This is a genomic window from Burkholderia orbicola, assembly GCF_900100915.1.
GTDB lineage: Bacteria > Pseudomonadota > Gammaproteobacteria > Burkholderiales > Burkholderiaceae > Burkholderia > Burkholderia orbicola.
Window position 1 is genome coordinate 876,878 of the sequence record NZ_FNKW01000001.1, and the last position, 23,196, is coordinate 900,073.

Below are 23,196 nucleotides of genomic sequence, written 5' to 3' on the forward strand. Positions count from 1 at the left end.
CCCAGTTTCATGCGTACCCTCGACAAACGTATTGCCCCGAACGTGAAACTCGCCGCGTCGCTCGTGGCTCGCGCGCCGACGCTCACGCTCGCCTATGATGCCCGCTGCAAGAGCCGCCTCGCGGCGACGCTCGACACCGGCGAGGACGTCGCGGTGCTGCTGCCGCGCGGCACCGTGCTGCGCGACGGCGACGTGCTCGTCGCCGACGACGGTGCGCTCGTGCGTATCGCCGCGGCATCTGAAACCGTTCTGCTCGTGCGCGCGGCCGACCCGCTCACGCTGATGCGCGCCGCGTATCACCTCGGCAACCGTCACACGCCGGTCGAGATCGGCGACGGCTACCTGAAGCTCGAGGCCGATCCGGTGCTCGCGGACATGCTGCGCCGGCTCGGCACGCAGGTCGAGGAAGCGCATGCACCGTTCCAGCCGGAAGCCGGTGCGTACGGCGGTGGCCACAAACACGGGCACGACGCAACGTTCGCCGAGGATTACGCGCTCGCGCAGCAGGTGTTCGGCGAACACCACGGGCATGCGCATTCGCACGATCACGATCACGATCACGATCACGATCACGATCATCAGCATGGTCCCGGCTGCACGCACGGCCACCACGGTCATGACCACCACTGAACTCGTCGCGCTGCTGCACCTCGCGTCGCCGGCTTTGCCGATCGGCGCGTACAGCTATTCGCAAGGCCTCGAAGCCGCGCTCGACGCGAACCTGATCCGCGACGCCGATTCCGCGCGCGACTGGATCGCGAGCGGCCTGACCGACGTGCTCGCGCACGGCGAACTGCCGTTCCTCGCGCACCAGCTCGCCCGCTGGCAAACACACGACACGCACGCGCTCGCCGCCGAAAATGCCTGGTTCGTCGCGAGCCGGGAATCGGCCGAGCTGCGCCGCGAAACCGAACAGATGGGCTGGTCGCTCGCGCAGCTGTGCGCATCGCTCGAATGGGGCGACGCCGCACGCCGCGCGACGCTCGCGTCGCTGTCGCCGATCGCGCTGCCGACCGCGTTCGCGTACGCGGCTGCCGCTCACGACGCCGGCGCCGACGCGACGCTCGCCGCGTACGCGTTCGGCTGGGTCGAGAACCAGACGTCCGCCGCGCTGAAGGCCGTGCCGCTCGGCCAGCTCGCCGGGCAACGCATCATCGTCGCGCTGCGCGGCGCGATCGACGCGGCCGTACGCCGTGCGCTCGCGACGCCCCCCGACGCCATCAACACGTTCGCGCCGCAGTTGGGCATCCTGTCCGCGCGGCACGAAACCCAGTACTCGCGGTTGTTCCGCTCCTGAACTTGATCCACGCCATGAACGCACCCGCTCCGTCCTCCGTCCGCCGCACGAAGAAACTGCCGCCGCTGCGCGTCGGCATCGGCGGCCCCGTCGGCTCCGGCAAGACCACGCTGCTCGAAATGCTGTGCAAGGCGATGCGCGACCGGTACGACCTCGTCGCGATCACCAACGACATCTATACGAAGGAAGACCAGCGGCTGCTGACAGTCGCGGGCGCGTTGCCCGAGGAACGCATCATGGGCGTCGAGACGGGCGGCTGCCCGCACACGGCGATCCGGGAAGATGCGTCGATCAACCTCGAGGCCGTCGACCGGATGCTCGCGCGCTTTCCCGATGCCGACATCGTGTTCATCGAGTCCGGCGGCGACAATCTCGCGGCGACCTTCAGCCCCGAATTGTCGGACCTGACGATCTACGTGATCGACGTCGCGGGCGGCGAGAAGATTCCGCGCAAGGGCGGCCCGGGCATCACGAAATCCGACCTGCTCGTGATCAACAAGACCGACCTCGCGCCGCTGGTCGGCGCGAACCTCTACGTGATGGCGTCCGACACGCGGAAAATGCGCGGCGAGCGGCCTTACGTGATGACGAACCTGAAGGCGCTCGACGGCGTCGCGGACGTGATCGCGTTCATCGAGAAGAAGGGCTTGCTGACGGTGTGAGCGGCATGGCGACGGCGCACGTCGCCGCCATGCGTTCGGGGGCGGCCTTGCGCCGCCCTTCGTCTATTCGTCTTCGGAAGCCGCGCTCGACTGGTCCGGCAACGCACGCGCGCCGGCGGCGGCAGGCGGCAGCAGCGCGGCGAGCACGTCGACCGTGCGCGCGGTCGCGCCGCGATGACGCGCCGCGAAGGCCGCGCCGGCCGCACCCATCGCGATGCGCCGCGCCTTGTCGGCGAACAGCGCGTCGAGCACGTGCGCGAGATCGAGCGGATCTTCGACCTGCATCGCCGCCCCTGCCGCGACCGCGTCCGCGGTCGCCTGCGTGAAATTGAACACGTGCGGCCCGATCAGCACCGGCACGCCGACCGCGCACGCTTCGATCAGGTTCTGCCCGCCGAGCGGCAGCAGGCTGCCGCCGATGAACGCGATGTCGGCCGCCGCGTAGTACGCGCCGAGCTCGCCCATCGAATCGCCGAGCAGCACCGTCACGTCATCCGCCAGCGGTTCGGCGGCCGGCCGGCCCGCCGCGAGCGCAGCCGCATCGGCCGCCCATACCGAGCGCCGCACGCACTTGAGCCCGCTGCGCGCAACGAGCGCCTCGACTTCGGCGAAGCGCTGCGGATGACGCGGCACGAGCATCAGCAGCGCGCCAGGCGTGCGCATTTCCGCGAACGCCTGCAGCACCAGCGCCTCTTCGTTCTCGCGCGTGCTGGCCGCGACCCACACCGGCCGCGCGCCGATCGCGTCGCGCCATGCATGGCCGCGTGCCGCGAGTTCCGGCGGCGTCGTCATGTCGAACTTCAGGTTGCCGAGCACGGTCACGTTGCGCGCGCCGAGCGACGTCAGCCGCTCCGCGTCGGCCGGGCTCTGCGCGAGCACGCGCGAGAAGCCGCCGAACACGTCGCGCGTCGCCGCGCCGAACTTCGCCGCGCGCAGGAACGAACGCGCGGACATCCGCGCATTGGTCAGCACGAGCGGCACGTCCGCACGCCGGCACTCGTCGATCAGCGTCGGCCACACCTCGGTTTCCATCACGAGGCCGAGCGTCGGCCGCCACGCGCGCAGGAAGCGCCGCACCGCGCCCGGCATGTCGTACGGCAGGTAGCAGCGCAACACGCGATCGCCGAAGATCTGTTCGCCCGTCGCACGGCCGCTCGGCGTCATGTGCGTGAGCAGGATGCGCGCATCGGGGCGCGCGCGCATCAGCGCATCGATCAGCGGCTGCGCGGCGCGCGTCTCGCCGACCGACACCGCATGCACCCAGATCAGCGGCGCGCGATCGTCCGGCGAGCGGCCCGCGACGTGACCGAAGCGCTCGCCGATATGCTCGCGATAGCCGCGCTCCTTGCGCGAGCGCACATAAAGCCGGATCACGGCGGCCGGCGCGACGAGCCACCACAGCGCACGATAGATCGCCCTCAGCATGCGGCCGCCCGGGGGGTGCGTCGAAGCAGGTGCGCGCTCAAACCAGCGCCCTGCCCGTCAGGCGTTCGAGAATGCCGAGCGGCGCGCATTCGCGGCGCACCATCGCATCGACCGGCAGGAAGAAGGTCTGCTCCAGCATGAACTGGCCGGACATCACAGCGTGCGAAGTCTGATCGGAGAAACATATCCACACGCTGCCCGGCGGAAACGGCATCGTCTGCTGGGGACACGTCTTCTGATAGTCGAGATCGGCCTTCATCCCGTCGTGCAGGTTCAGCATCAGGTGGTCGTACGCGCTGCGCGGCGATTTCGTCACGTGCAGCAGGTTCAGCAGCCACGCCGAGCCCGGGAACTGCGGCCGGATCTTCGGCAGGAAGCGCTTCGCGACATCCTCGAACGGCTCGCCGACGCGCCACACGCGCGGCACGCCGGCCGGGTTCACGTTCGTGAACACGCGCAGGATCCGCTCGCCGTAGTTCGGCCGCGACGGGAACGCGTCGACGTGCAGGCGGCTGTCGTCCTTGCGCCACGACGTCTGGCGCGTTTCGACCTGCATCAGCCGCAGGCTCGTCGGCGCGACGCGCAGCTTGCCGCGGTATTCGGGGAAAAGGCCGTCGACGAGCGTGCCGGCCTGCTGCTGGAAGCGCGCGACGAGCGCGCGCACGGCCGACTGCGTGACGCTGTCGCCGAGCACGCCGGCGAGCGCGCCGCCGTTCGGCGCGAGACTGATGTTCTTGCGTTTCGGATCGGCGAGCGCCGGATCGAGCAGCGCTTCCTCGCCGCCGTCGATCGCGAAGCGCAGGTGCGGGAAATACAGCACCTTGCCTTCCTCGACCGCGGCGAGCAACTGCTCGCGCGGCGCCGACAGGTTGTGTCCGCTCCAGTCGGCGGACGGGACTTCGATGATCTGGGATTCGCTCATGATCGGTTCGCGTGTGGACAGCGTTACAGGAGACCGAAGCCCGCGAGCGCCGACTTCACCTGCGCGATCGACGGGGGCTGCCCCGCCGTGCCGAGATTGACGACGTTCGGCGACCAGTAGCCGCCGGTCCGCCAGGCCGTCGCGAAATTGTACAGTTCGACCGTCGGACGCTTCAGCGCGGCCGCGATGTGAACCAGACCTGTATCAACCCCGACCGTCGCGGCCGCGCCGTCGATCAGCCCGACCACGGCCGGCAGCGACAGCTTCGGCGGCACGATCGCCGCCGCGCCGAATTCCTTCGCGAGCCGCTCGCTGGTCGCGCGTTCCACGTCGTTGCCCCACGGCAGCACGAGCGACGCGCCGCGCCGCACGAGCGCCTGGCCGAGCTCGACCCAGGCGGCGTCCGGCCACTGCTTGTCGGCGCGCGACGTCGCGTGGACGAACACGACGTACGGCACCGGCAGGTTCAGGCCGAGCGCGGCCACCGCGAGCGCCGCCGCCCGCGTGTCGAGGCCGAATTCGACCGGATCGGCCGGGGTCGGCGCCGGGTCGTCCAGCGCGGCCGCGACGAGTTGGCGCGAGCGCTCGACCACGTGCGTGCGCGGCGCGATCGGCACGCGCTTGCGATAGAAGAAGCGCACCGGCCATTCGTAGCCGGCGCCGTCGGTCCGGTTGCCGAGCCCGACGAGCGGCCCGCGCGCCCAGCTCGCGACCCACGCCGTCTTGATGAGGCCCTGGCAGTCGATCACGAGGTCGTACTGCTCCGCCGCGAGGCGCCGGCGAAATGCGCGGATCTCGCGCCACGTCGCACCCGAAAACGGCTTCTTGCGCCAGCGGCGCAGCGAGAACGGCAGCACGTTGCGCACGCCGTCGACGAGCCGCACGAGGTCGACGAAGCTTTCCTCGACGAGCCAGTCGATCTGCGCATCGGGGTGGCGGCGCCGGATATCGGCGATCACCGGCATGTTGTGCACGACGTCGCCCAGCGACGACACGCGCACGATCAGGATCTTTTGCACGCTGAAAAAACGCCGGCTGGCAGCCGGCGACAGACATAAAGGGGGGATTTTATCCCGGCCGGACGACCGGACAGACAAAAAGCGGCCGCGCGCCCGGGGCGCGCGCCGCTTTTCGAGATAAACACGGCCGATGAACCGGCCGTCGTACGGGCGGCCCGCCGGCCGCCGGCGCTCAGAACGGCAGCTTGACGTCCGGCTTCGCGGCCGTCAGCACGCGGCGGAAGTCTTCCTGGATGCGCTTGAGCCCTTCCTGCGTCTCGGCCTCGAAGCGCATCACGACGACCGGCGTCGTGTTCGACGAACGCGCGAGGCCGAAGCCGTCCGGGTACTCGACACGCAGGCCGTCGATCGTCACGACTTCGTCGGCGCCGTCGAACTTCGCCTCTTTCTGCAACTGCTCGATCAGGCGGAAATTCTCGCCTTCGTCGAGCCAGAGCTGCAGTTCGGGCGTGCTCATCGCGTCCGGCAGGCTATTGAGCAGCGCGCTCGGATCGGCCGTCTTCGCGAGGATCTCGAGCAGGCGCGCACCGGTGTACAGGCCGTCGTCGAAGCCGTACCAGCGATCCTTGAAGAACACGTGGCCGCTCATTTCGCCGGCGAGCGGCGCCCCCGTCTCGCGCAGCTTCGCCTTCACGAGCGAGTGACCCGTCTTCCACATCAGCGGCTCGCCGCCCTTCGACTTCACCCACTGCGCGAGGTGGCGCGTGCACTTCACGTCGTAGATGATCTGCGCGCCCGGGTTGCGCGACAGCACTTCTTCCGCGAACAGCATCAACTGGCGGTCCGGGTAGATGATCTGGCCGTCCTTCGTGACGACGCCCAGACGGTCGCCGTCGCCGTCGAACGCAAAGCCGAGCTCCGCATCGGTGTCCTTCAGCGCCTGGATCACGTCCTGCAGGTTTTCCGGATGAGCGGGATCGGGGTGGTGGTTCGGGAACGTGCCGTCGATGTCGGTGAAGCGCTCGACGAGCTCGCAGCCGAGCGCCTTGAACAGGCGCGTCGCGAGCGGGCCCGCGACGCCGTTGCCGGCGTCGACCACGATCTTCAGCGGCCGCGCGAGCTTCACGTCGCCGACGATGCGCGCGATGTATTGATCCGCGACGTCGATTTCCTCATACGTGCCGCTGCCCGTCTCGAACCGCTCGTCGACGATGCGGCGGTACAGCGCCTGGATCTGCTCGCCGTAGATCGCCGCGCCGCGCAGCACCATCTTGAAGCCGTTGTAGTCGGGCGGGTTGTGGCTGCCCGTGACGACGATGCACGAATCGACGCGGCGCTCGCCGCCCTTCAGCGCCAGCGGCACGTTCGCCGCGAAATAACCGACCGGCGTCGGCACCATGCCGACGTCCACGACATCGACCCCGGCCGCACGCAGGCCGTCGGCCAGCGCGCCGACCAGTTCCGGCCCGGACAGGCGGCCGTCGCGCGCGACGACGACCGCATCGCCGCCCTGGGCACGGACTTCGCTGCCGAATGCCCGGCCGATTCCGCGCGCCGTGTCGACGTCGAGTGTCTTGCCGACCACGCCACGAATGTCATATGCCTTGAAGATGGATTGGGAGATCATCGATTCTCTTCTCTCAGTTGCGTGCATGGAAAATTGTCTGGCTTGCGCGGGCCGCCGCTCACGGGTGCCGCGCATGATACATGCCTGCCGGCGGAACACCGCGCACAACGGCTGGAGCAGCCGCGATCCCACTTATAATCGCGGGTTTTGATGACGCGCATGTCGCCCATTTTAATGCCTAGCCGCTCCGCCGCCGCCCACCCGCCGCTTCCGGCCGCCCTCCGCGCGCGCCGCCGCTGCCGCGCATGCTGAAGCGCTTCGGCAACCCGGACGTCGCGAAGGCCGTCGCGAACCTCGTCTGGCTGGGGCTCGAACGGCTTACGCAGATCGGCGTCGCGATCGCGATCAGCGGCCTGCTGGCCCGTTATTTCGGGCCAGATGTGTTCGGCAAATGGCAGTATGCGAATACGCTTCTCCTGGTACTGGCGCCGCTCACCTGGGTGTGCGGCGCGGAAATCCTCGTCCCCACCATCGTCCAGCGCCCGCCCGCGCAGCTCGGCGCGGTGCTCGGCAGCGCGTTCGTGCTGCGCATCGCCGTATCGGTCGCCGCGCTCGCCGCGACCTGGATCGCGATCGCCGCGGGCGCCTTCGATCCGCTGGTCGGCGCGATGCTTGCCGGCCTGGCCGTCACGATGGTGTTCCGCGAGCCGTTCGTCGGCGTGATCAACGCGTGGCTGCAGAGCATGACCTACAGCAAGCCGCAGCTCGTCACCAGCATGCTCACCGCGCTCGCCAAGGCGCTGCTCGTCTGGCTCCTGGTGCGCGCGGCCGCCGGCCCCGCCCGTTTCGCGTGGCTGTGGGCGCTGGAAGCCGCCGCGATCGGCCTCGCGCTGCTGCTGTACTACCGCCATCGTAACGGCGGTGCGCTCGGCTGGACGTTCGACAAGCCGCTGTTCCGGCACTTTGCCACGGCCGGCACCGTGTTCTGGCTCGGCCTCATCTGCATGTACCTGTTCCTGAAGCTCGACCGCCTGATGCTCGAGCGTCACGTTTCGTTCGCCGATCTCGGCCGCTATTCGGCCGCGCAGCAGCTCAACGAGAACTGGATCACGCTCGCGCTGATGCTCGCGCAGACCATCGCGCCCGCGTTCGTCTACCGCGTGCAGGACGTCGCGCGGCTGCGCCGCAACATCGTCCGGCTGATCGCGATGACAGCCGGCCTGATGACGGCCGGCGCGCTCGTGCTCGACGCCGCCGCCCCGCTGATCGTCGGCAAGGTGTTCGGCCGCGGCTACGAGGCGTCCGTCGACATCTTCCGCTGGGCCGTCTGGCTGTCCGTGCCGGCCGGCATCGAGGCGATAGGCAATCTTATCGTTCTCAAATATCAAGCAAAATTCGTGTTGCTGACGAAATGGCTGCTCGCGCTGGCCATCGCCGCGCTCGTCAACCTGTTCGCGATCCCGCGGCTCGGCCTGTACGGCGCGCTCGTCGGGCTGGCGGCCGGCTACCTCGCCGCTGCCGCCGTCAACTTTTATTACATCCGTTTCAAGCTGCGAACATGACGTCCCCTGATTGCCCGCCCCCGCTCGACGACGTGGCCGTGCTGATGCCGGCCTACAACGGGCACGACGACGTCGTCCGGACCCTCGCGTCGTTTCGCGAGGATGCGCCCGTGCACGTGCTGATCGTCGACGACGGCAGCACGCCGCCGATCGTCGCGCCCGACCTGCCGGGCCTCGTGATCGACGTGCTGCGCATGCCGCGCAACGGCGGCATCGAACGCGCGCTGGCGGCCGGCATCGACGCGCTCGCGGCCCGCGGCTTCCGCTACGCGGCCCGCATCGATGCAGGCGATCTCGCCGCGCCGCAGCGCTTGGCGAAAGAACGCGCCTATCTCGATGCCCATCCGCGCGTGGCCTGCGTCGGCATGTGGACGCAGGTCGTGTCGCGCGCCGGCGAGCCGCGTTTCATGCTGACGCCGCCCGCCGATCCGCGCACGCTGCGCCGCACGCGCTTCCTGCGCTCGCCGCTCGTGCATCCGTCTGTGATGTTGCGCATCGACGCCGTGCGCGAAGTGGGCAACTATCGGGCGAAGTACCGCGCGGCCGAGGATCTCGATCTTTTTTTACGGTTAATGCAACGCTACGATTGCGCGAACCTGCCGGAACTCGGCCTGTATTACGAGCTTAACGAGGGCGGGATCAGCGCGACCAAGCGCCGGCGCCAGTTGGTGTCGACGCTCACGCTGCTGCTGCGCCACTTCAACGTGCTGAACCCGTACGACTGGGCCGGCCTCGCCAAGAACCTGCTGCACTTCGTGACGCCGTACCGTACGCTGCAGAGCATCAAGCAGGCGCTGTTCGCCGCGCGACCGTCCGCCTGACGCGTACCCGGCCCCGCTCGCCCATTTCGACGCTTTATTTTTTCTTTTTTTCATGGCCGCCACCTCCCCGCTGCGCATCGCGCTCGTCTGCAACACGGCCTGGGCGATCCACACGTATCGCCACGGGCTGATCCGTGCGCTCGTCGCGCGCGGCGCCGAGGTCATCGTGATCGCGCCGCACGACCGCACGGTGCCGTTGCTCGAGCAGATGGGCTGCCGCTACGTGGCGCTCGCCATCGCGTCGAAAGGCACGAGCCCGCGCGAGGATCTCGGCACGCTCGCCGCGCTGGTGCGTCACTACCGCGCGCTGCGGCCCGATCTCGTGTTCCATTACACGATCAAGCCGAACATCTACGGCTCGGTGGCCGCGTGGCTCGCGCGCGTGCCGTCGATCGCCGTGACGACGGGCCTCGGCTACGTGTTCATCCAGAAGAGCCGCGCGGCAAGCGTCGCGAAGCGCCTGTACCGGTTCGCGTTCCGCTTCCCGCGCGAGGTGTGGTTCCTGAACCGCGACGATCTCGCGACCTTCACCGACGAGCGCTTGCTCGCGCATCCCGACCGCGCGCGGCTGCTGCACGGCGAAGGCGTCGATCTCGAACAGTTCTCGCCCGTGCCGCTGCCGGGCGACGACGCACCCGTCTTCATCCTGATCGGCCGGCTGCTGTGGGACAAGGGCGTGCGCGAATACGTGGAGGCCGCGCGTCTCGTGCGCGAGCGCTTCGCGAATGCGCGCTTCCAACTGCTCGGGCCGCTCGGCGTCGACAATCCGAGCGCGATCGGTCGCGCCGATGTCGACGCGTGGGTCGGCGAAGGCATCGTCGAGTATCTCGGCGAAGCGCACGACGTGCGACCGCACATCGCGGCGGCCGACTGCGTCGTGCTGCCGTCGTACCGCGAAGGCGTGCCGCGCACGCTGATGGAGGCATCGGCGATGGGCCGCCCGATCGTCGCGACCGACGTGCCGGGCTGCCGCGACGTCGTCGCCGACGGCGAAACGGGCTACCTGTGCCGCGTGCGCGACAGCGCGAGCCTTGCCGAACAATTGAATCGCATGATCGCGCTCGGGCCGCAAGGCCGGGCGACGATGGGCGCACGCGGCCGGCACAAGGTCGCGGCGGAATTCGACGAACAGCAGGTCGTCGAACGCTACAGGGAGACCATCCATTCGTTGACAGGATTCACACTCTGAAGGAGCGCATCAGCAATGACCGCTAAAGGCACCATCCTCGTTACCGGCGGCGCGGGCTATATCGGCTCGCACACGGCCGTCGAGCTGCTCGACAACGGCTACGACGTCGTGATCGTCGACAACCTCGTGAACAGCAAGGCCGAATCGGTGCGCCGGATCGAGCGGATCACGGGCAAGACGCCCGCGTTTCACCAGGTCGACGTGTGCGACGAAACCGCGCTCGCGAAGGTATTCGACGCGCATCCGATCACCGGCACGATTCACTTCGCGGCGCTCAAGGCCGTCGGCGAATCGGTCGCGAAGCCGCTCGAGTACTACCAGAACAACATCGGCGGGCTGCTCGCCGTGCTGAAGGTCATGCGCGAGCGCAACGTCAGGCAGTTCGTGTTCAGCTCGTCCGCGACCGTATACGGCGTGCCCGAGCGCTCGCCGATCGACGAATCGTTCCCGCTGTCCGCGACGAACCCGTACGGCCAGTCGAAGCTGATCGCCGAGCAGATCCTGCGCGATCTCGAAGTCTCGGACCCGTCGTGGCGGATCGCGACGCTGCGCTACTTCAACCCGGTCGGCGCGCACGCGAGCGGGCTGATCGGCGAGGACCCGGCCGGTATCCCGAACAACCTGATGCCGTACGTCGCGCAGGTCGCGGTCGGCAAGCTCGAAAAGCTGCGCGTGTTCGGCTCCGACTACCCCACGCCGGACGGCACCGGCGTGCGCGACTACATCCACGTCGTCGATCTCGCGAAGGGGCACATCGCCGCGCTCGACGCGCTCGCGAAGCGCGACGCGAGCTTCGTCGTGAACCTCGGCACCGGCCAGGGCTACAGCGTGCTGGAAGTCGTGCGCGCGTTCGAGAAGGCGTCGGGCCGCCCGGTGCCGTACGAACTCGTCGCGCGCCGCCCGGGCGACATCGCGGAGTGCTATGCGAACCCGCAGGCGGCGGCCGACATCATCGGCTGGCGTGCGACGCTCGGTATCGAAGAGATGTGTGCCGACCACTGGCGATGGCAGGAGGGGAACCCGCGCGGTTTTGTATAATCCGCTGTCCATTTTCCGAGCGATCCCATGCTCAGCTTCGCGTCCGGCTTCATCGTCTCCTTGCTCGTCACGCTGTTCATCGTGCGCTACGCGCACCTTCACGAGAAATTCTCGATCGACAGCGACCTGGCCGGCGTGCAGAAATTCCATGTGCGGCCGGTGCCGCGGGTGGGCGGCATCGGGATCCTCGCCGGGGTCGTCGTTGCCGCGCTGGTGCTGTTCCGGCGCTATCCGACGATCTCCGGCAGCATTCTCGGCATCGTTGCCTGCGGGCTGCCGGCGTTCCTGTCCGGCCTCGTCGAGGACCTGACCAAGCGCGTGTCGCCGCGTGCTCGGCTGCTCTGCACGATGGGCGCGGCCGCGCTCGCATTCTGGCTGATGAACATCGCGGTCACGCGCATCAGCGTGCCGCCGCTCGACTTCCTGCTCGGCTACGTGGCCATCTCGGCATTCATCACGGTGCTCGCGGTCGCGGCGCTCGCGAATGCGATCAACATCATCGACGGGTTCAACGGGCTCGCGTCGATGGTCAGCTTCATGATGTTCGCGTCGCTCGCGTATGTCGCGTTCCACGTCAACGACCCGGTCGTGATGTCCGCGTCGATCATCATGATGGGCGCGGTGCTCGGCTTCTTCCTGTGGAATTTCCCCGCCGGGCTGATCTTCCTCGGCGACGGCGGCGCGTATTTCATCGGCTTCATGCTCGCGGAGCTCGCGATCATGCTCGTGATGCGCAACCGCGAGGTGTCCGCGTGGTACCCGGTGCTGCTGTTCATGTACCCGATCTTCGAGACCTGCTTCTCGATCTACCGGAAGAAGTTCATCCGCGGGATATCGCCGGGGATTCCGGACGGCGTGCACCTGCACATGCTGGTGTACAAGCGGCTGATGAGATGGGCCGTCGGGACGAAGCATGCGCACGATCTGACGCGGCGGAATTCGCTGACGTCGCCGTATCTGTGGCTGCTGTGCCTCGTCGCGGTGATACCGGCGACGCTGTTCTGGCGGCATACGGTGCACCTGTTCGCGTTCGTCGTGCTGTTCGCGCTGACCTATGTGTGGCTTTATCTCAGCATCGTGCGGTTCAAGGCGCCGCGATGGATGGTGGTGAGAAAGCATCGGCCCGGCCGCTGAACCGCGTAACCGGTTTCTGGACGAAAAAAAGCGCCCTGCCGGGCGCTTTTTCTCTTCTTGTCGTTCAGTTCACGGCCGGGGACCGCATCACCCGTTCGATACGACGCGCACCGACGGCACGCTCTGCAACACGGGGGCAACGGCCGTCTGGTATTCCGGCACCCAGCGCCGCAGATCGCGCCGTACCTCGTCGTCGGACAGCACGCGATGCTGCATCAGCCACGGCAGCAATTCGTCGAGGAAATTGTCCGGCACTTCGCGCGCACGTGCGATCCGCAGCTTCGGGTGCGGCGTACGCGTCGTCGCCTCGTCGTCAGCGAGCAACTCCTCGTAGAGCTTCTCGCCCGGCCGCAGCCCGGTGAACTCGATGCGGATCTGTTCTTCCGAGAAACCGTACAGGCGGATCAGGTCGCACGCGAGATCGACGATCTTCACCGGCTCGCCCATGTCGAGAATGAAGATCTCGCCGCCATGCCCCATGCTCGACGCCTGCAGCACGAGCTGCGACGCCTCCGGGATCGTCATGAAGAAACGCGTGATCTCCGGGTGCGTGACCGTCACCGGGCCGCCCTTCGCGATCTGCTGCTGAAACTTCGGAATCACGCTGCCCGCGCTGCCGAGCACGTTGCCGAAGCGCACCGTCTCGAACTGCGTACGCCCGCTCGACTGCTGCAACGCCTGGCAGGCCATTTCCGCGAGACGCTTGCTCGCGCCCATCACGTTGGTCGGATTGACCGCCTTGTCGGTCGAGATCAACACGAAGTGACGCACGTCGTGGCGGATCGCCGCCCGCGCCACGCGATAGGTGCCGAGCACGTTGTTGCGCAGCGCCTGCCATGCGTTGTGCTCTTCCATCAACGGCACGTGCTTGTAGGCGGCCGCATGGAACACGATGTGCGGCGCGTGACGCGACATCACCTGGTCGAGCAGCAGCGAATCCTTCGCATCGCCGATGATCGGCACCACGGGCAGATCCGGAAAACGCTCACGCAATTCCTCGGTCAGCCGGTACATCGCGTATTCCGAGAGATCGAATGCAACGAGCTGCGCAGGGGCGAAGCGCAGGATCTGCCGGCACAGCTCGGAGCCGATCGAGCCGCCCGCGCCCGTCACCATCACGACGCGGCCGCGCAGCAGCGCTTCGACGTGCGGCGTATCGATCGTCACCGCGTCGCGGCCGAGCAGATCCTCGAGATCGATGTTCCGTACCTGCGACAGGAAGCCCTGCCCCGGCATCAGCGCGGTCAGCGAAGGCAGCACCATCGCCTTCACGCCGGCACGCACACACAGGGTCGCGACGCGACGCTGGGTTTCGACCGATGCCGACGGAATCGCGATGATCGCGTATTCGACCTTCATCGCATCGGTCCAGTGCTTGAGGTCGTTGAACGAGCCGAGCACCTTGTAGCCGTAGATTTCTCGGCCCTGCTTCGTGACGTCGTCGTCGAGCAGGCCGACCAAGCGCCATTCACCGGAGCGCGACAGTTCGCGCGCGAGGCTCGCGCCGGCCGTGCCGGCACCCAGCACCAGCACCGGCTTGCCCTTGCCCACCAGCCCACCGTACAGGTAGTACTCCTTCGTCGCGCGATACAGCGCGCGGGCGCCGCCCATTGCCAGGAACAGCATCAACGGCGACACCAGCAGCACCGAGCGCGGAATGATCGGCTGCGGCTGGAACATCACCGCGCCGATCATCACGATCACGCCGCCGCCGGCCACCGCCTTCGCGATGCGCATCAGATCGGGCAGGCTGGCGAACACCCACAGCCCGCGATACAGGCCGAAGCCGCGGAACATCAGCGCATAGACGGGCAGTGCCCACGTCAGCGCCATCAGCGCGCCGCTCAGGAAATCATGCGGAACGCTGCCGTTGAAACGAACGAGATAAGCGAACAACCATGCGGCGACAACCGCCGTCAGGTCGAACAGGAAAGCACTCAGGGACAGCCAAGATGCTCTGGATCGCAACATCGGCGGGAAACCTCAAGAATTGTTTTCGGCGGCCGCTTGAAACCGGCGCCAACGCAGGTCGATCAACCATCCGAACCATGCCAGGACGCCATACCACGCAAGAAACGACAGCCATTGCTGCAGTTCGGGGCGGCCCTTTGCCCACGTGGCCAGAATTATGCCTGCGAGCATGATGAGGTACCAATAAAGGGCAGTCCGGCCGTGACTGACGCCCGACCGGACCATCCTTTGATAATAATGCTCGCGGTGCGCCTGCCAGAACTTTTCTCCGCGTAACAGACGTCTCAAAAGTGTTACAGATGCGTCTGCGATAAAGGGCGCGAATACCATTGCGGGGAACCAGATCGGCCAGACATCGGTACGCCAGCCCCAATAGCCCAGTGCACCGGCCAGGAAGCCGAGCGGAATCGAGCCGGCGTCGCCGAGAAACAGTCTCGCCGGATGGAAATTGAGCAGAAGAAAGCCGAGCGCCGCGCCGGCCACTGCCGCGCCCGCCACGGCGAGATCGGGCGACGGATGCGGGCCGCCGAGCGCCGCGACCGCGTATCCGCCGAAACCAAACAGTGCCATGCCGCCCGCGAGACCGTCGGCGCCGTCCATGAAGTTGTACAGGTTCGTCAGCCAGACCATCGCGAAACCCACGCCGGCGAGCAGCCACCACGGTGCGTCGGCCGGGAAGACGACGATCAGCGCGACGACTGCCGCGAGGTGCGCGGAGAATCGCACGCGGGCCGGCAGCCCGCGCCGGTCGTCGATCTGCGACATCGCGGCGAGTCCCGCGGCGGCGATCGCGATCAGCCAAAGCCGCGGCGCCAGCATCAGCAGCGCAACGACACAGACGGGCACGATGCCCCATCCGCCGACGCGCGGTGTCGGCAGCGTATGGAGCGAACGGTCGTTCGGAATGTCGGTAGCCAGGCGCCAGGCCCACCCGGTGGCGAGCAGTACGCGGAGAATCGTCGTCGAGGCGAATGCGGCGGCCAGGGCCACCGCGGCCGTGGTGAGCCAGGTGGGATTCGCGAGAAGCATGTGGCTTTTATTTTCGTGTATCGCGCGAACGATACCATGCGGCGGTCGCTTCGAGGCCCTGGCGGGTCGTATAGGGCGGCTGCCAGTCGAGCACGCGCCTGATCCGACCGGTATCGAGTTGCAGACTGCCCGTCAGGCGGTCGATAGCCGCACTGCGACCGGTCAGCTTTCCGAGCACACGCAACAGCCCCGGCGGCACAGCGATCAGCCTCGCCGGCTTGCCGAGCGCGTCGCCGACGAGGCGCAGCAGGCCCGCGACCGTCGGGGCGTCGTCGTCGGCGACATGAAAGCATTCGCCGGCCGCGCGCGGGTCGATTGCGCAGCGCAGCAGCGCGTCGGCGAGATTGTCGACGTAGACGATGCTGCGGCGCGCCGAAACCGCGCCGAGCGGCAACGGCATCCCGCGCGCGACCGCGTCCATCATCCGCAGGAAGTTGGCACGGACGGCGGGGCCATAGACGAGCGGCGGACGAACGACGACGACATCGAGCCCCACGGATGCGCCGAACTGCGCGAGCTGCCGTTCCGCCCGCAGCTTCGAACGGCCGTATGCATCCTGCGGGTCGGGTTCGAACGCTTCCGACAGCGGTATTCCGCCGTCGCCCTCTCCGACCGCCTTGATGCTGCTCGCGAACACGATGCGGCGCACGCCGTGATGGCGCGCGGCGTCGGCGAGACGCAGCGTGCCGGCGACGTTGGTGGCATCGAACGCAGCGTCGGGATCGGGGGACTCGTCGCGCATGACATGCACGCGAGCGGCGAGATGGATCACGCAATCGGCGGTCAGGTCGGTTGGCCACGCTTCATCCAGACCCGCGAAATCGGCGGTGTCGTGCACCCATTCGCGCACGCCCTCGATGCAGCCGCCCGGACGCCGCACCAACGCGGTCACCGTATGTCCGGCATCCAGCGCACGACGACAGACCGCGCGGCCGACGAAGCCGTTCGCGCCGGTGACGACGAGGTGACTCACCAGAGCCTCCAGCCAAAGCGGTTGTAGAACTTGAAGGCCGACGCGGCGAACATGCGGATGTGCGCGAAGCCCTTGCGCGACGCCCCCCCACCGTGATGGATGACGCGCACCGACGGAACATACGCGACGCGGGCAATCTCATGCGTGCGCAGGCTCAGGTCGTAGTCCTCGAAGTACAGGAAATAGCGTGGATCGAAGCCGCCGAGTTTCTTCAGGACTTCGGTGCGGAACAGCATGAAGCAGCCGCTGACGATGGGGGGATCCCAGACGACCTCGCGGTCGTTGATGACGTCGCGCATTTCGTAGCGGGCGAGGCGCTTCGCAAAAGCTGCCCGAAACCGCGCCGGCAGGAAGCCGCGCACGAGCAGATCGAGCACCGCCGGGTAACGGCGGCAGAGATACTGCTGCCCGCCTGTGTCGTCGCCGATCCATGGTGTGAGCGCGCCGACGTCGGGACGCGAACCGAGAAACGCACGGGCGGCAACGAGCGCGTCTGCGTCGAGATCGATGTCAGGATTCAAGATCAGGTGAAACGGGCGTGTCGACGATTCGATCGCGAGATTGTGCCCCCGTCCGTAGCCAACGTTGCCGTGGCCCGACAGAATCCGGGTGGTAATACCTTTCGTATCGAGATCATCAATCAATGCAGCAACGTCGCCCAGCCCGCCGTTGTCAACCAGGAACAGTTCGACCGGAGCGGGCGACGAGGCAGTGCACAGACGCGTGCACGCTGCGCCCAAGCTAGTCAGCGTCTCGCCGAGTTGAGCAATATCCGGCTGATAAACGACGATGGAAACCGACAATCCTTCGGTATCACTGGGTTGCAGGCTTGTTACATTCATCCGTAGTTCGGCTATGCGCTTGCAAGATGAAGCGCAGGTTAGACAGTCCGGCAGGTTGCGGCAACGCAGGTGCCGCCGCAGCCTCGCTCGACAGGCCGGCGAACTTGCGATGCATTTCACGGTGCCAACGGCGCAATTCTAACGTCAGCACGGTCGTCGCCGGCATAAAAAGCTGTCCGATAATTCCGGAACGCCATTTGATGTCGTCGGGAGCACCACTCGACACACGCCGCCTTGTGGAGCACGCCATACCACCCTCGCTGCGGTCTTCGCCATACGAGGTTTACCCGTCGGGATCTCGACTCGCTTCGCGCCTCTCGTCGGCGAGTCCGAGAACTGTTCTCTGCGCTCGATGAGACCATCCGGAACAGGCTTCCGTCCGATAACGCGACGCTCGACCATGCGGTCCGGCGCGCCCGTCCCTATCTCACCGACGTCTCGCCCCTGTTGAGAAACGAATGCCAACTCGACTGCCGTTCGAACCCGGTGAACTCGGCAGTCGCTACGCTCAACGCTTCAGTCCGCGTATCGGAACACAAGCGGGATGTATTGTCCGACGGGCAGCACACGGCAAACGTCGATCGTACCGACGCCCACAACTGGCCGGATGAAGCCGAAACCGAGCGGTCTGCAGCCCGCTCGGCGATTGCTACGCGGGAATCGGACGTTGTCGGCATGCGTACGTTGAACGCGGAAATGCTGTCGTCGACGAGTTAGCGGATCACGGCGTCGTTGCGAACCCTCAAACGACGGCTCACCGGACGTACTGCCGGACGCGCCGCCGTCCAGACGTGCCGTCGCGTAACTTCGGATCAGGTTACGGCGTCGATGCCCGACCGGGATCGACGCCGCCACTATGCGGCAACCGGTCACCGACTGCCGGGCTTCCCGGACATTACGCCGAGGATTTCATTGATACGATCCGCCGCATGGTGACCGGCCGTGGTCAGCGACAGATTGACGCGCGCGCTCTCGCGCGCACGTGCACCGAGTTCACGCGCCCATTCCTGATTCTCGAACACCTTGCGCATCGCTTTCGCCGCCTCATCCACCGACGGTTCCGCCCAGTGGAGATTCGCGTCGTACGGAGGAATTGGCCGCCCCAGTTTCACGAGATCGTAAGGTACGAGAAGGCTGTTGCTGTCATCCATGAAGTCCACGTTGCCCGAGTAGTTCGTCGCAATGACGGGCTTCCCCATCAGCATGGCTTCCGCCATCGTGAGCCCCAATCCCTCGCTTCGATGCAAAGACACGTACGCGTCGCACGCATCCATGAGCGACAGTACCTCGTCCGGCGAATACACCTGATCGATGATCTTGATCTTCACCCCCGACATCTCGGCCGCTAGCCGCAATTCCTTGATCTGGGCCGGATGACGATCACCGAATGAAGTCTTCAGCACCAGACAGACCGGATCGTCCGGCCCGAATGCCTTGCTGAATGCGCGAATCAACCCCATCGGGTTTTTGCGCTCCATGATGCTCATCATGTGGAACGTAAACAGGAACGTATATTCGCCGTCGTCCAGTCCGAAGTAGGCTCGGTCCCGACGCTGATACTGGCCAAGCTGTACCCCCGGGAAAATCGTCCTCACCGGAATGGTCAACCGTTCGCGCAACCCCTTGGCAACGAACTCGGTCGCAGTCCAGACCTCATCGACACGTGCGGCTTGCTCGAGCCAGCTGTCCGGTATTGAATCGAATTCCCAGTACCAGTATGCGATCCGGTAGGTTCGCTGCGCACGCTCGAGCAAATCGGATCGCCCGTATACATCGTCAAAGAACGGTTCCGGCTGCGTGTGAATGATCGTAACGTCGAAATCTTCCGTACCGGAGAAATCGACGTGATGCGGATCATCTCTCTGATCGGTACGAATGTCGCGCAAGGATGTCTGCATCTCGATCTCGCGCATTCCCTTCACCAACGCCTCCGCCGAGACGCGCAGACCCGACGGGTAACAGAAGTGCGCGATCACGTTGACGCCGGGCTTCGCCAGCGAAGCGGCCACCGCATCGATCTCCAGTGATTCGCACCACGAACGGACGTCGTGCGGCAACGCGGCTTCGTCCGTTCGCAACCATTCGACCAGCGCACGCGCCTCGGCCGCGTTACGCAACACCGACGGGAAACGATCGCGCCAGTCTTCACGGGCGTTGTATGCCGTTCGAATCTGCTCGGCAGGCGACAAGTCGATCGGCCAGGTTTCCGGCACGCCCCACGACTCGTGGACCCGGTATGTTGCGGCAAACCAGGCGGCAAATGCGGCACGTCCGAAAATCGTCAACCCGTCCGGATGGAGTCGTTGCCATGCCGGTGTAAAGCGATAGGCTTCCACGAGCTCACGAGCCGGCGCTTCCGATGCTTGCCAGAAGAGCCACCAGATTTGCTCGAGTTGCAGGTCCGCTTCGACACGCCCATGCTGGATGAACCATTCGAACAGATCCGCTTGCCCGGCTGGCGTCAACCCGTGCGGCATGAGTGCACGGACATCCTGGCGGAACATGAAGATCTGTCGTGCCGGCGCACCAAAATCCTGTTCGAACAATTGGCCGATCGCCGCGACGCCGGCCTCCGTCAGGCCGAGGTCGCGCCCGCCGCCCGTGAGCAGCCATTGTGCGAACGCGCCGTTACGTCCAGCCGAAAGTGCCTGCGGGAACCGCACGCGAAGATCGGCCCGGCGCCGCAACAGATCCAGACACCAGCGCGCGGCGCTCCAGATATCGGAGACCTTGTGGACCGGCTGCGGGGGCCATACAACTTCGTCTCGCGCCAATCCTGCGACTTCCATGCAAATGCCTTCGTCGTCGAGACGAAGCTCCCTCGCCGACAACGGAAGCGAACCGGTTTCTCGAAGCTGTCGGTCGAGTTCCGCACGAACGCCGACGCCTCCCTGCAAACGCAGAGCCGGAATGGCGCATTGCCCGTCCAGTTCGGGGTGAAGATACGGGTCCTCGTCAATGCCCAAATGACGGATGTCGTCGGCCAGGCGCCGGATATCCTCGACCGGATTGCTGTTCCCTCTCGTCGCCCCTTCGTGATGCACGAGACAGGCATACGGCGTATAGGCCGTACGATAGCCGGCACGCCAGATCCGCATGCACAGCGCTACGTCGCTCATCGCGATCAGATACGATTCGTCAAACCCGCCAACCTCTTCGAAGGCATCCCTGCGCACCATCTGGCAGGCGCCCATGATCGCAAGCCAGTTTCGCGGATGATCCGGGGAGCCGAATACATCCCATTCGATACCACCGCCGCTCCGGTACATCAATGCGGCGAGATGGATGCCGATCGACACGCCTGCATGCTGCAACTCCAGCGACGGATAGATCAGCTTCGTACCCACGACACCTACGCCCGGACGCATCGCAAATCGGACGAGTTCCTGCAGCCAGTCGCTCTTGATGATCTCGATGTCGTTGTTCAGGAACAGCAGAAACTCGCCGCGCGCTCTCACCGCACCGAAGTTGCACGCGGCCGAATAATTGAACTTGTTCCGGAAATGAACGATTCGAACCTGCGGTTCGGATTTCAGCTGCTCGTAGTATGCGAGCGTCTCGGGATCATCCGATCCCGTATCGACGATGACGACTTCCTTGTTCGGATAGTCGGTTGCATGCAGCAGGCCCTCCAGGCACATCCGGAGCAGCTCCGGCTTGTTCTTGGTGGGAATGACGATCGAAACCAGCGGCGCCCGCTCGATCTGCCACGTGGCATGCTGGGTGCCGTTCGGTTGGGTTTCAACGGTCACAACGCTGCTGACGCCGTGACGCTCCCAATATCGTTGAATGACCGCGCGATGATCACCGGCCTCATTCGTGCCGGGTGCAGGCCGCTCCTGGCTCGCCCCGGGCTTGCGATGGCATAGTACCTTCGGGACACGAATGATGTTCTGCGCATGATCGCTGACGCGCAGGTTGAGATCCCATTCGACGGCCGTCGCGGCAGTGATGTCCACCCCTCCCGCCTGCGTCACCAACGCGCGGCGAAGCAACGTCAACCGTCCGAAATAGTTGAACGCGTAGAGAAGATCAGGTGACCAGGATGGTTTGAAATACGGTCGCTCGCGGGTTTGCGACGCCGACTGCACATCCTCGTCGCCGTAGACGATGTCTGCCCGCGGCGACTTCGCGAGTACGGAAACAACGTCGCTCAGCGCACCCGGCGCCAGAATATCCCCACTGTCGAGAACCGCGACGAACATGCCCTTGGCGTGATCGAAGCCCATGGCAAGGTTCGCCGGCCGCCCTGTCGCCACGCCAGGCGCGGTAACAGCAATCACGCGCGAATCAGCGCTCGTCCACTCTTCGACGAGTTTCAGTATCGCCGCATCGGAGCCAGAGTGAACAACGATGGCTTCCCAGTTTCGATACGATTGCGCGCGAATCGAACCGACCGTTCTCGAGACGCTCTCGATCGATTCGACATCGGCAAGCAAAAAGCTCACGAGCGGCCCGTCGACCTTGATCCGGACATCAGGGCTCGACCGGGTTTCGACCGTGCGAATCCAGTCCGCATACCGACCCGACGACCCTGCACCGGGAACGCCGACGTCTTGCAGGACCTCGACCTGAGCGCTCGCGGCTTGCTGCTCGCGAAGCAGGGTTGCGCGACGCTGCCGCAGGAATTCGAGCCGCGCCGGCATCCGCCACGGCGTAGCCAGCCACCATGCAGCCTTGGCTGCCTGACGTGCGCGCCCCCGCGCAGCGGGAGGCATCATCGCCCCGATCCGGCGTGCCGGTGATGTCGCGCGCCAGAACATCGATTGCGTAACGGCCTGATACTGCTGCTCGACCAATTCGGCACGGTGACTGGCTTGCTGTGCCATCACGTCCCGGCCAGACAGCGCCGAACGCAATTCAGCGATCTGGTTCTCCGCGTCCTTGTGGCGACGCTTGTGGTCATGCTCCACCTCCGCCCGCCGGCTTTCCATCACCTCTACCTGGCGCATCAACTCCTTGTTCAGGCGCTCAAGCTCCTGGTGCTTTGCCTCGTGCTCTTCAAGTACTTTTTGCACCTCCGTCCGCCGCACGAGCTCTACGGCATCGCGCTCCCGTTGCTCCGCGTCCGCCAGCCGAGCGGACAAGCTCTCGACCTGCGCAGCCAACTCAGCCGTCCTCGCGGACACGAAATCGTCAAAAACGTTGGGCGGATACTTGAACGCATCGATGAGCTCGGATCGCTCGCCGGCGACATAGAAGCGATTGAGGCCATCCGAATAGACATGCACGTAGTTCGCGTCCAGAAGGATGCTCTCCCACTCCTCATGGGATTCCTTCTGCGTCAGCGGCAGCGTTGCCTCCACCACGACGATCCACGGTCGGTTGCGTTTCCAGTCGTTGCCGGCCAGCACCGCGCGCTCGGCCCCTTCGACATCGACTTTCAGAAAATGCACCTCTCGCCCTGCACTGACGTGCTCTCGCCAGATGTTGTCGAGGGTCGTCAGGACAACATCCTGAACGTTCTCGCTCCACCCGGCCGCGACATGTCCGTCGGCGATCTTGCCGTCAAGCGTGGACAAGCCGGTGTCTTGAAACAAATGGATCCGGCTCGTACCCGTGCTTTCACCCACCGCGACCCGGAGATTGATGTCGCGAGGACGCCGGTTTTCGAGCTCGGCAAAGTAGACCGGATTGGGTTCGACATTGATGCCGCTCCACCCCATCTCACTGAATGCCCGAGTCACCGAATGCTCGTCGGGAGACCATGCGCCGACATCGATGTAAAAGCCGGCCATCACATGCTGCAGCGCGCGATGCAGCATGACGTCTTCGAGATTTTGCGCGTAGGAAACAAGAGGCATA

General features: G+C 65.9%; 17 protein-coding genes. 8 read left to right on the forward strand and 9 right to left on the reverse strand.

Features of this window, described 5'->3' with window-relative positions:
• Positions 1-9 precede the first annotated feature (9 nt).
• The 3 genes from ureE to ureG are packed head-to-tail and all read left to right on the forward strand — an operon-like array spanning position 10 to position 1,959.
• Positions 10-630: an urease accessory protein UreE gene (gene ureE / locus BLS50_RS04205; protein ID WP_074800966.1), complete on the forward strand. Its 621-nt coding sequence runs from the start codon at positions 10-12 to the stop codon at positions 628-630.
• On the forward strand, positions 617-1,297 hold the full coding sequence (locus tag BLS50_RS04210; RefSeq protein ID WP_074800969.1) for an urease accessory protein UreF: 681 nt from the start codon (positions 617-619) through the stop codon (positions 1,295-1,297). The genes ureE and BLS50_RS04210 overlap by 14 nt, the downstream gene beginning before the upstream one ends.
• Positions 1,298-1,311: 14 nt before the next feature.
• Positions 1,312-1,959, forward strand: a complete 648-nt coding sequence (ureG, locus tag BLS50_RS04215) for an urease accessory protein UreG (RefSeq protein WP_074800972.1) — start codon at positions 1,312-1,314, stop codon at positions 1,957-1,959.
• A 63-nt stretch (positions 1,960-2,022) separates the two neighbouring features.
• Here ureG and waaA read toward each other — a convergent pair whose 3' ends face one another.
• The 4 genes from waaA to BLS50_RS04235 all read right to left on the reverse strand — a co-directional run bounded on the left by waaA (position 2,023) and on the right by BLS50_RS04235 (position 6,892).
• Positions 2,023-3,384 (reverse strand): lipid IV(A) 3-deoxy-D-manno-octulosonic acid transferase, encoded by a 1,362-nt coding sequence (waaA, locus tag BLS50_RS04220; RefSeq protein WP_074800975.1) that lies wholly within the window; start codon positions 3,382-3,384, stop codon positions 2,023-2,025.
• Between the two features lie 37 nt (positions 3,385-3,421).
• Positions 3,422-4,306 carry a Kdo hydroxylase family protein gene (locus tag BLS50_RS04225; protein ID WP_027807958.1) on the reverse strand — a complete coding sequence of 295 codons (885 nt, stop codon included), beginning with the start codon at positions 4,304-4,306 and terminating at the stop codon, positions 3,422-3,424.
• 23 nt (positions 4,307-4,329) lie between these two features.
• A complete protein-coding gene (gene waaC, locus BLS50_RS04230) occupies positions 4,330-5,325 on the reverse strand; it encodes a lipopolysaccharide heptosyltransferase I (RefSeq protein WP_074800978.1) in 996 nt (331 codons plus the stop codon).
• A gap of 172 nt (positions 5,326-5,497) precedes the next feature.
• Complete coding sequence (locus tag BLS50_RS04235; RefSeq protein ID WP_012328043.1) at positions 5,498-6,892, reverse strand: phosphomannomutase/phosphoglucomutase; 1,395 nt, start codon at positions 6,890-6,892, stop codon at positions 5,498-5,500.
• A gap of 245 nt (positions 6,893-7,137) precedes the next feature.
• Here BLS50_RS04235 and BLS50_RS04240 point away from each other — a divergent pair, with 245 nt between their 5' ends.
• Genes BLS50_RS04240 through BLS50_RS04260 form a run of 5 tightly spaced genes read left to right on the forward strand, consistent with a single transcriptional unit; the run spans position 7,138 to position 12,576 of the window.
• On the forward strand, positions 7,138-8,394 hold the full coding sequence (locus BLS50_RS04240) for a lipopolysaccharide biosynthesis protein (RefSeq protein WP_011544764.1): 1,257 nt from the start codon (positions 7,138-7,140) through the stop codon (positions 8,392-8,394).
• Positions 8,391-9,215 carry a glycosyltransferase gene (locus tag BLS50_RS04245; protein WP_074800981.1) on the forward strand — a complete coding sequence of 275 codons (825 nt, stop codon included), beginning with the start codon at positions 8,391-8,393 and terminating at the stop codon, positions 9,213-9,215. The genes BLS50_RS04240 and BLS50_RS04245 overlap by 4 nt, the downstream gene beginning before the upstream one ends.
• A 52-nt stretch (positions 9,216-9,267) precedes the next feature.
• Entirely contained in the window at positions 9,268-10,404 is a 1,137-nt protein-coding gene (locus BLS50_RS04250) for a glycosyltransferase family 4 protein (protein WP_074800987.1), read from the forward strand.
• Between the two features lie 15 nt (positions 10,405-10,419).
• Positions 10,420-11,442 carry a UDP-glucose 4-epimerase GalE gene (gene galE / locus BLS50_RS04255; RefSeq protein ID WP_074800990.1) on the forward strand — a complete coding sequence of 341 codons (1,023 nt, stop codon included), beginning with the start codon at positions 10,420-10,422 and terminating at the stop codon, positions 11,440-11,442.
• Between the two features lie 27 nt (positions 11,443-11,469).
• Positions 11,470-12,576, forward strand: a complete 1,107-nt coding sequence (locus BLS50_RS04260; protein WP_006476713.1) for an MraY family glycosyltransferase — start codon at positions 11,470-11,472, stop codon at positions 12,574-12,576.
• 87 nt (positions 12,577-12,663) lie between these two features.
• Here the strand turns inward: BLS50_RS04260 and BLS50_RS04265 are convergent, their stop codons facing one another.
• From BLS50_RS04265 to BLS50_RS04285, 5 genes are all read right to left on the reverse strand, one after another.
• A complete protein-coding gene (locus tag BLS50_RS04265) occupies positions 12,664-14,547 on the reverse strand; it encodes a polysaccharide biosynthesis protein (RefSeq protein ID WP_012328042.1) in 1,884 nt (627 codons plus the stop codon).
• A 12-nt stretch (positions 14,548-14,559) separates the two neighbouring features.
• The gene (locus BLS50_RS04270) at positions 14,560-15,576 is read right to left on the reverse strand and encodes an MraY family glycosyltransferase (RefSeq protein ID WP_074800993.1); all 1,017 of its coding nucleotides are present in this window, start codon (positions 15,574-15,576) and stop codon (positions 14,560-14,562) included.
• Positions 15,577-15,583: 7 nt separating this feature from the next.
• The gene (locus tag BLS50_RS04275; RefSeq protein ID WP_074800997.1) at positions 15,584-16,549 is read right to left on the reverse strand and encodes a UDP-glucose 4-epimerase family protein; all 966 of its coding nucleotides are present in this window, start codon (positions 16,547-16,549) and stop codon (positions 15,584-15,586) included.
• Complete coding sequence (locus BLS50_RS04280) at positions 16,546-17,391, reverse strand: glycosyltransferase family 2 protein (RefSeq protein ID WP_069232274.1); 846 nt, start codon at positions 17,389-17,391, stop codon at positions 16,546-16,548. Before BLS50_RS04280 ends, BLS50_RS04275 begins: the two co-directional genes overlap by 4 nt.
• An 869-nt stretch (positions 17,392-18,260) precedes the next feature.
• Entirely contained in the window at positions 18,261-23,195 is a 4,935-nt protein-coding gene (locus tag BLS50_RS04285; RefSeq protein WP_074801001.1) for an FkbM family methyltransferase, read from the reverse strand.
• Between the last annotated feature and the right edge of the window lies 1 nt (position 23,196).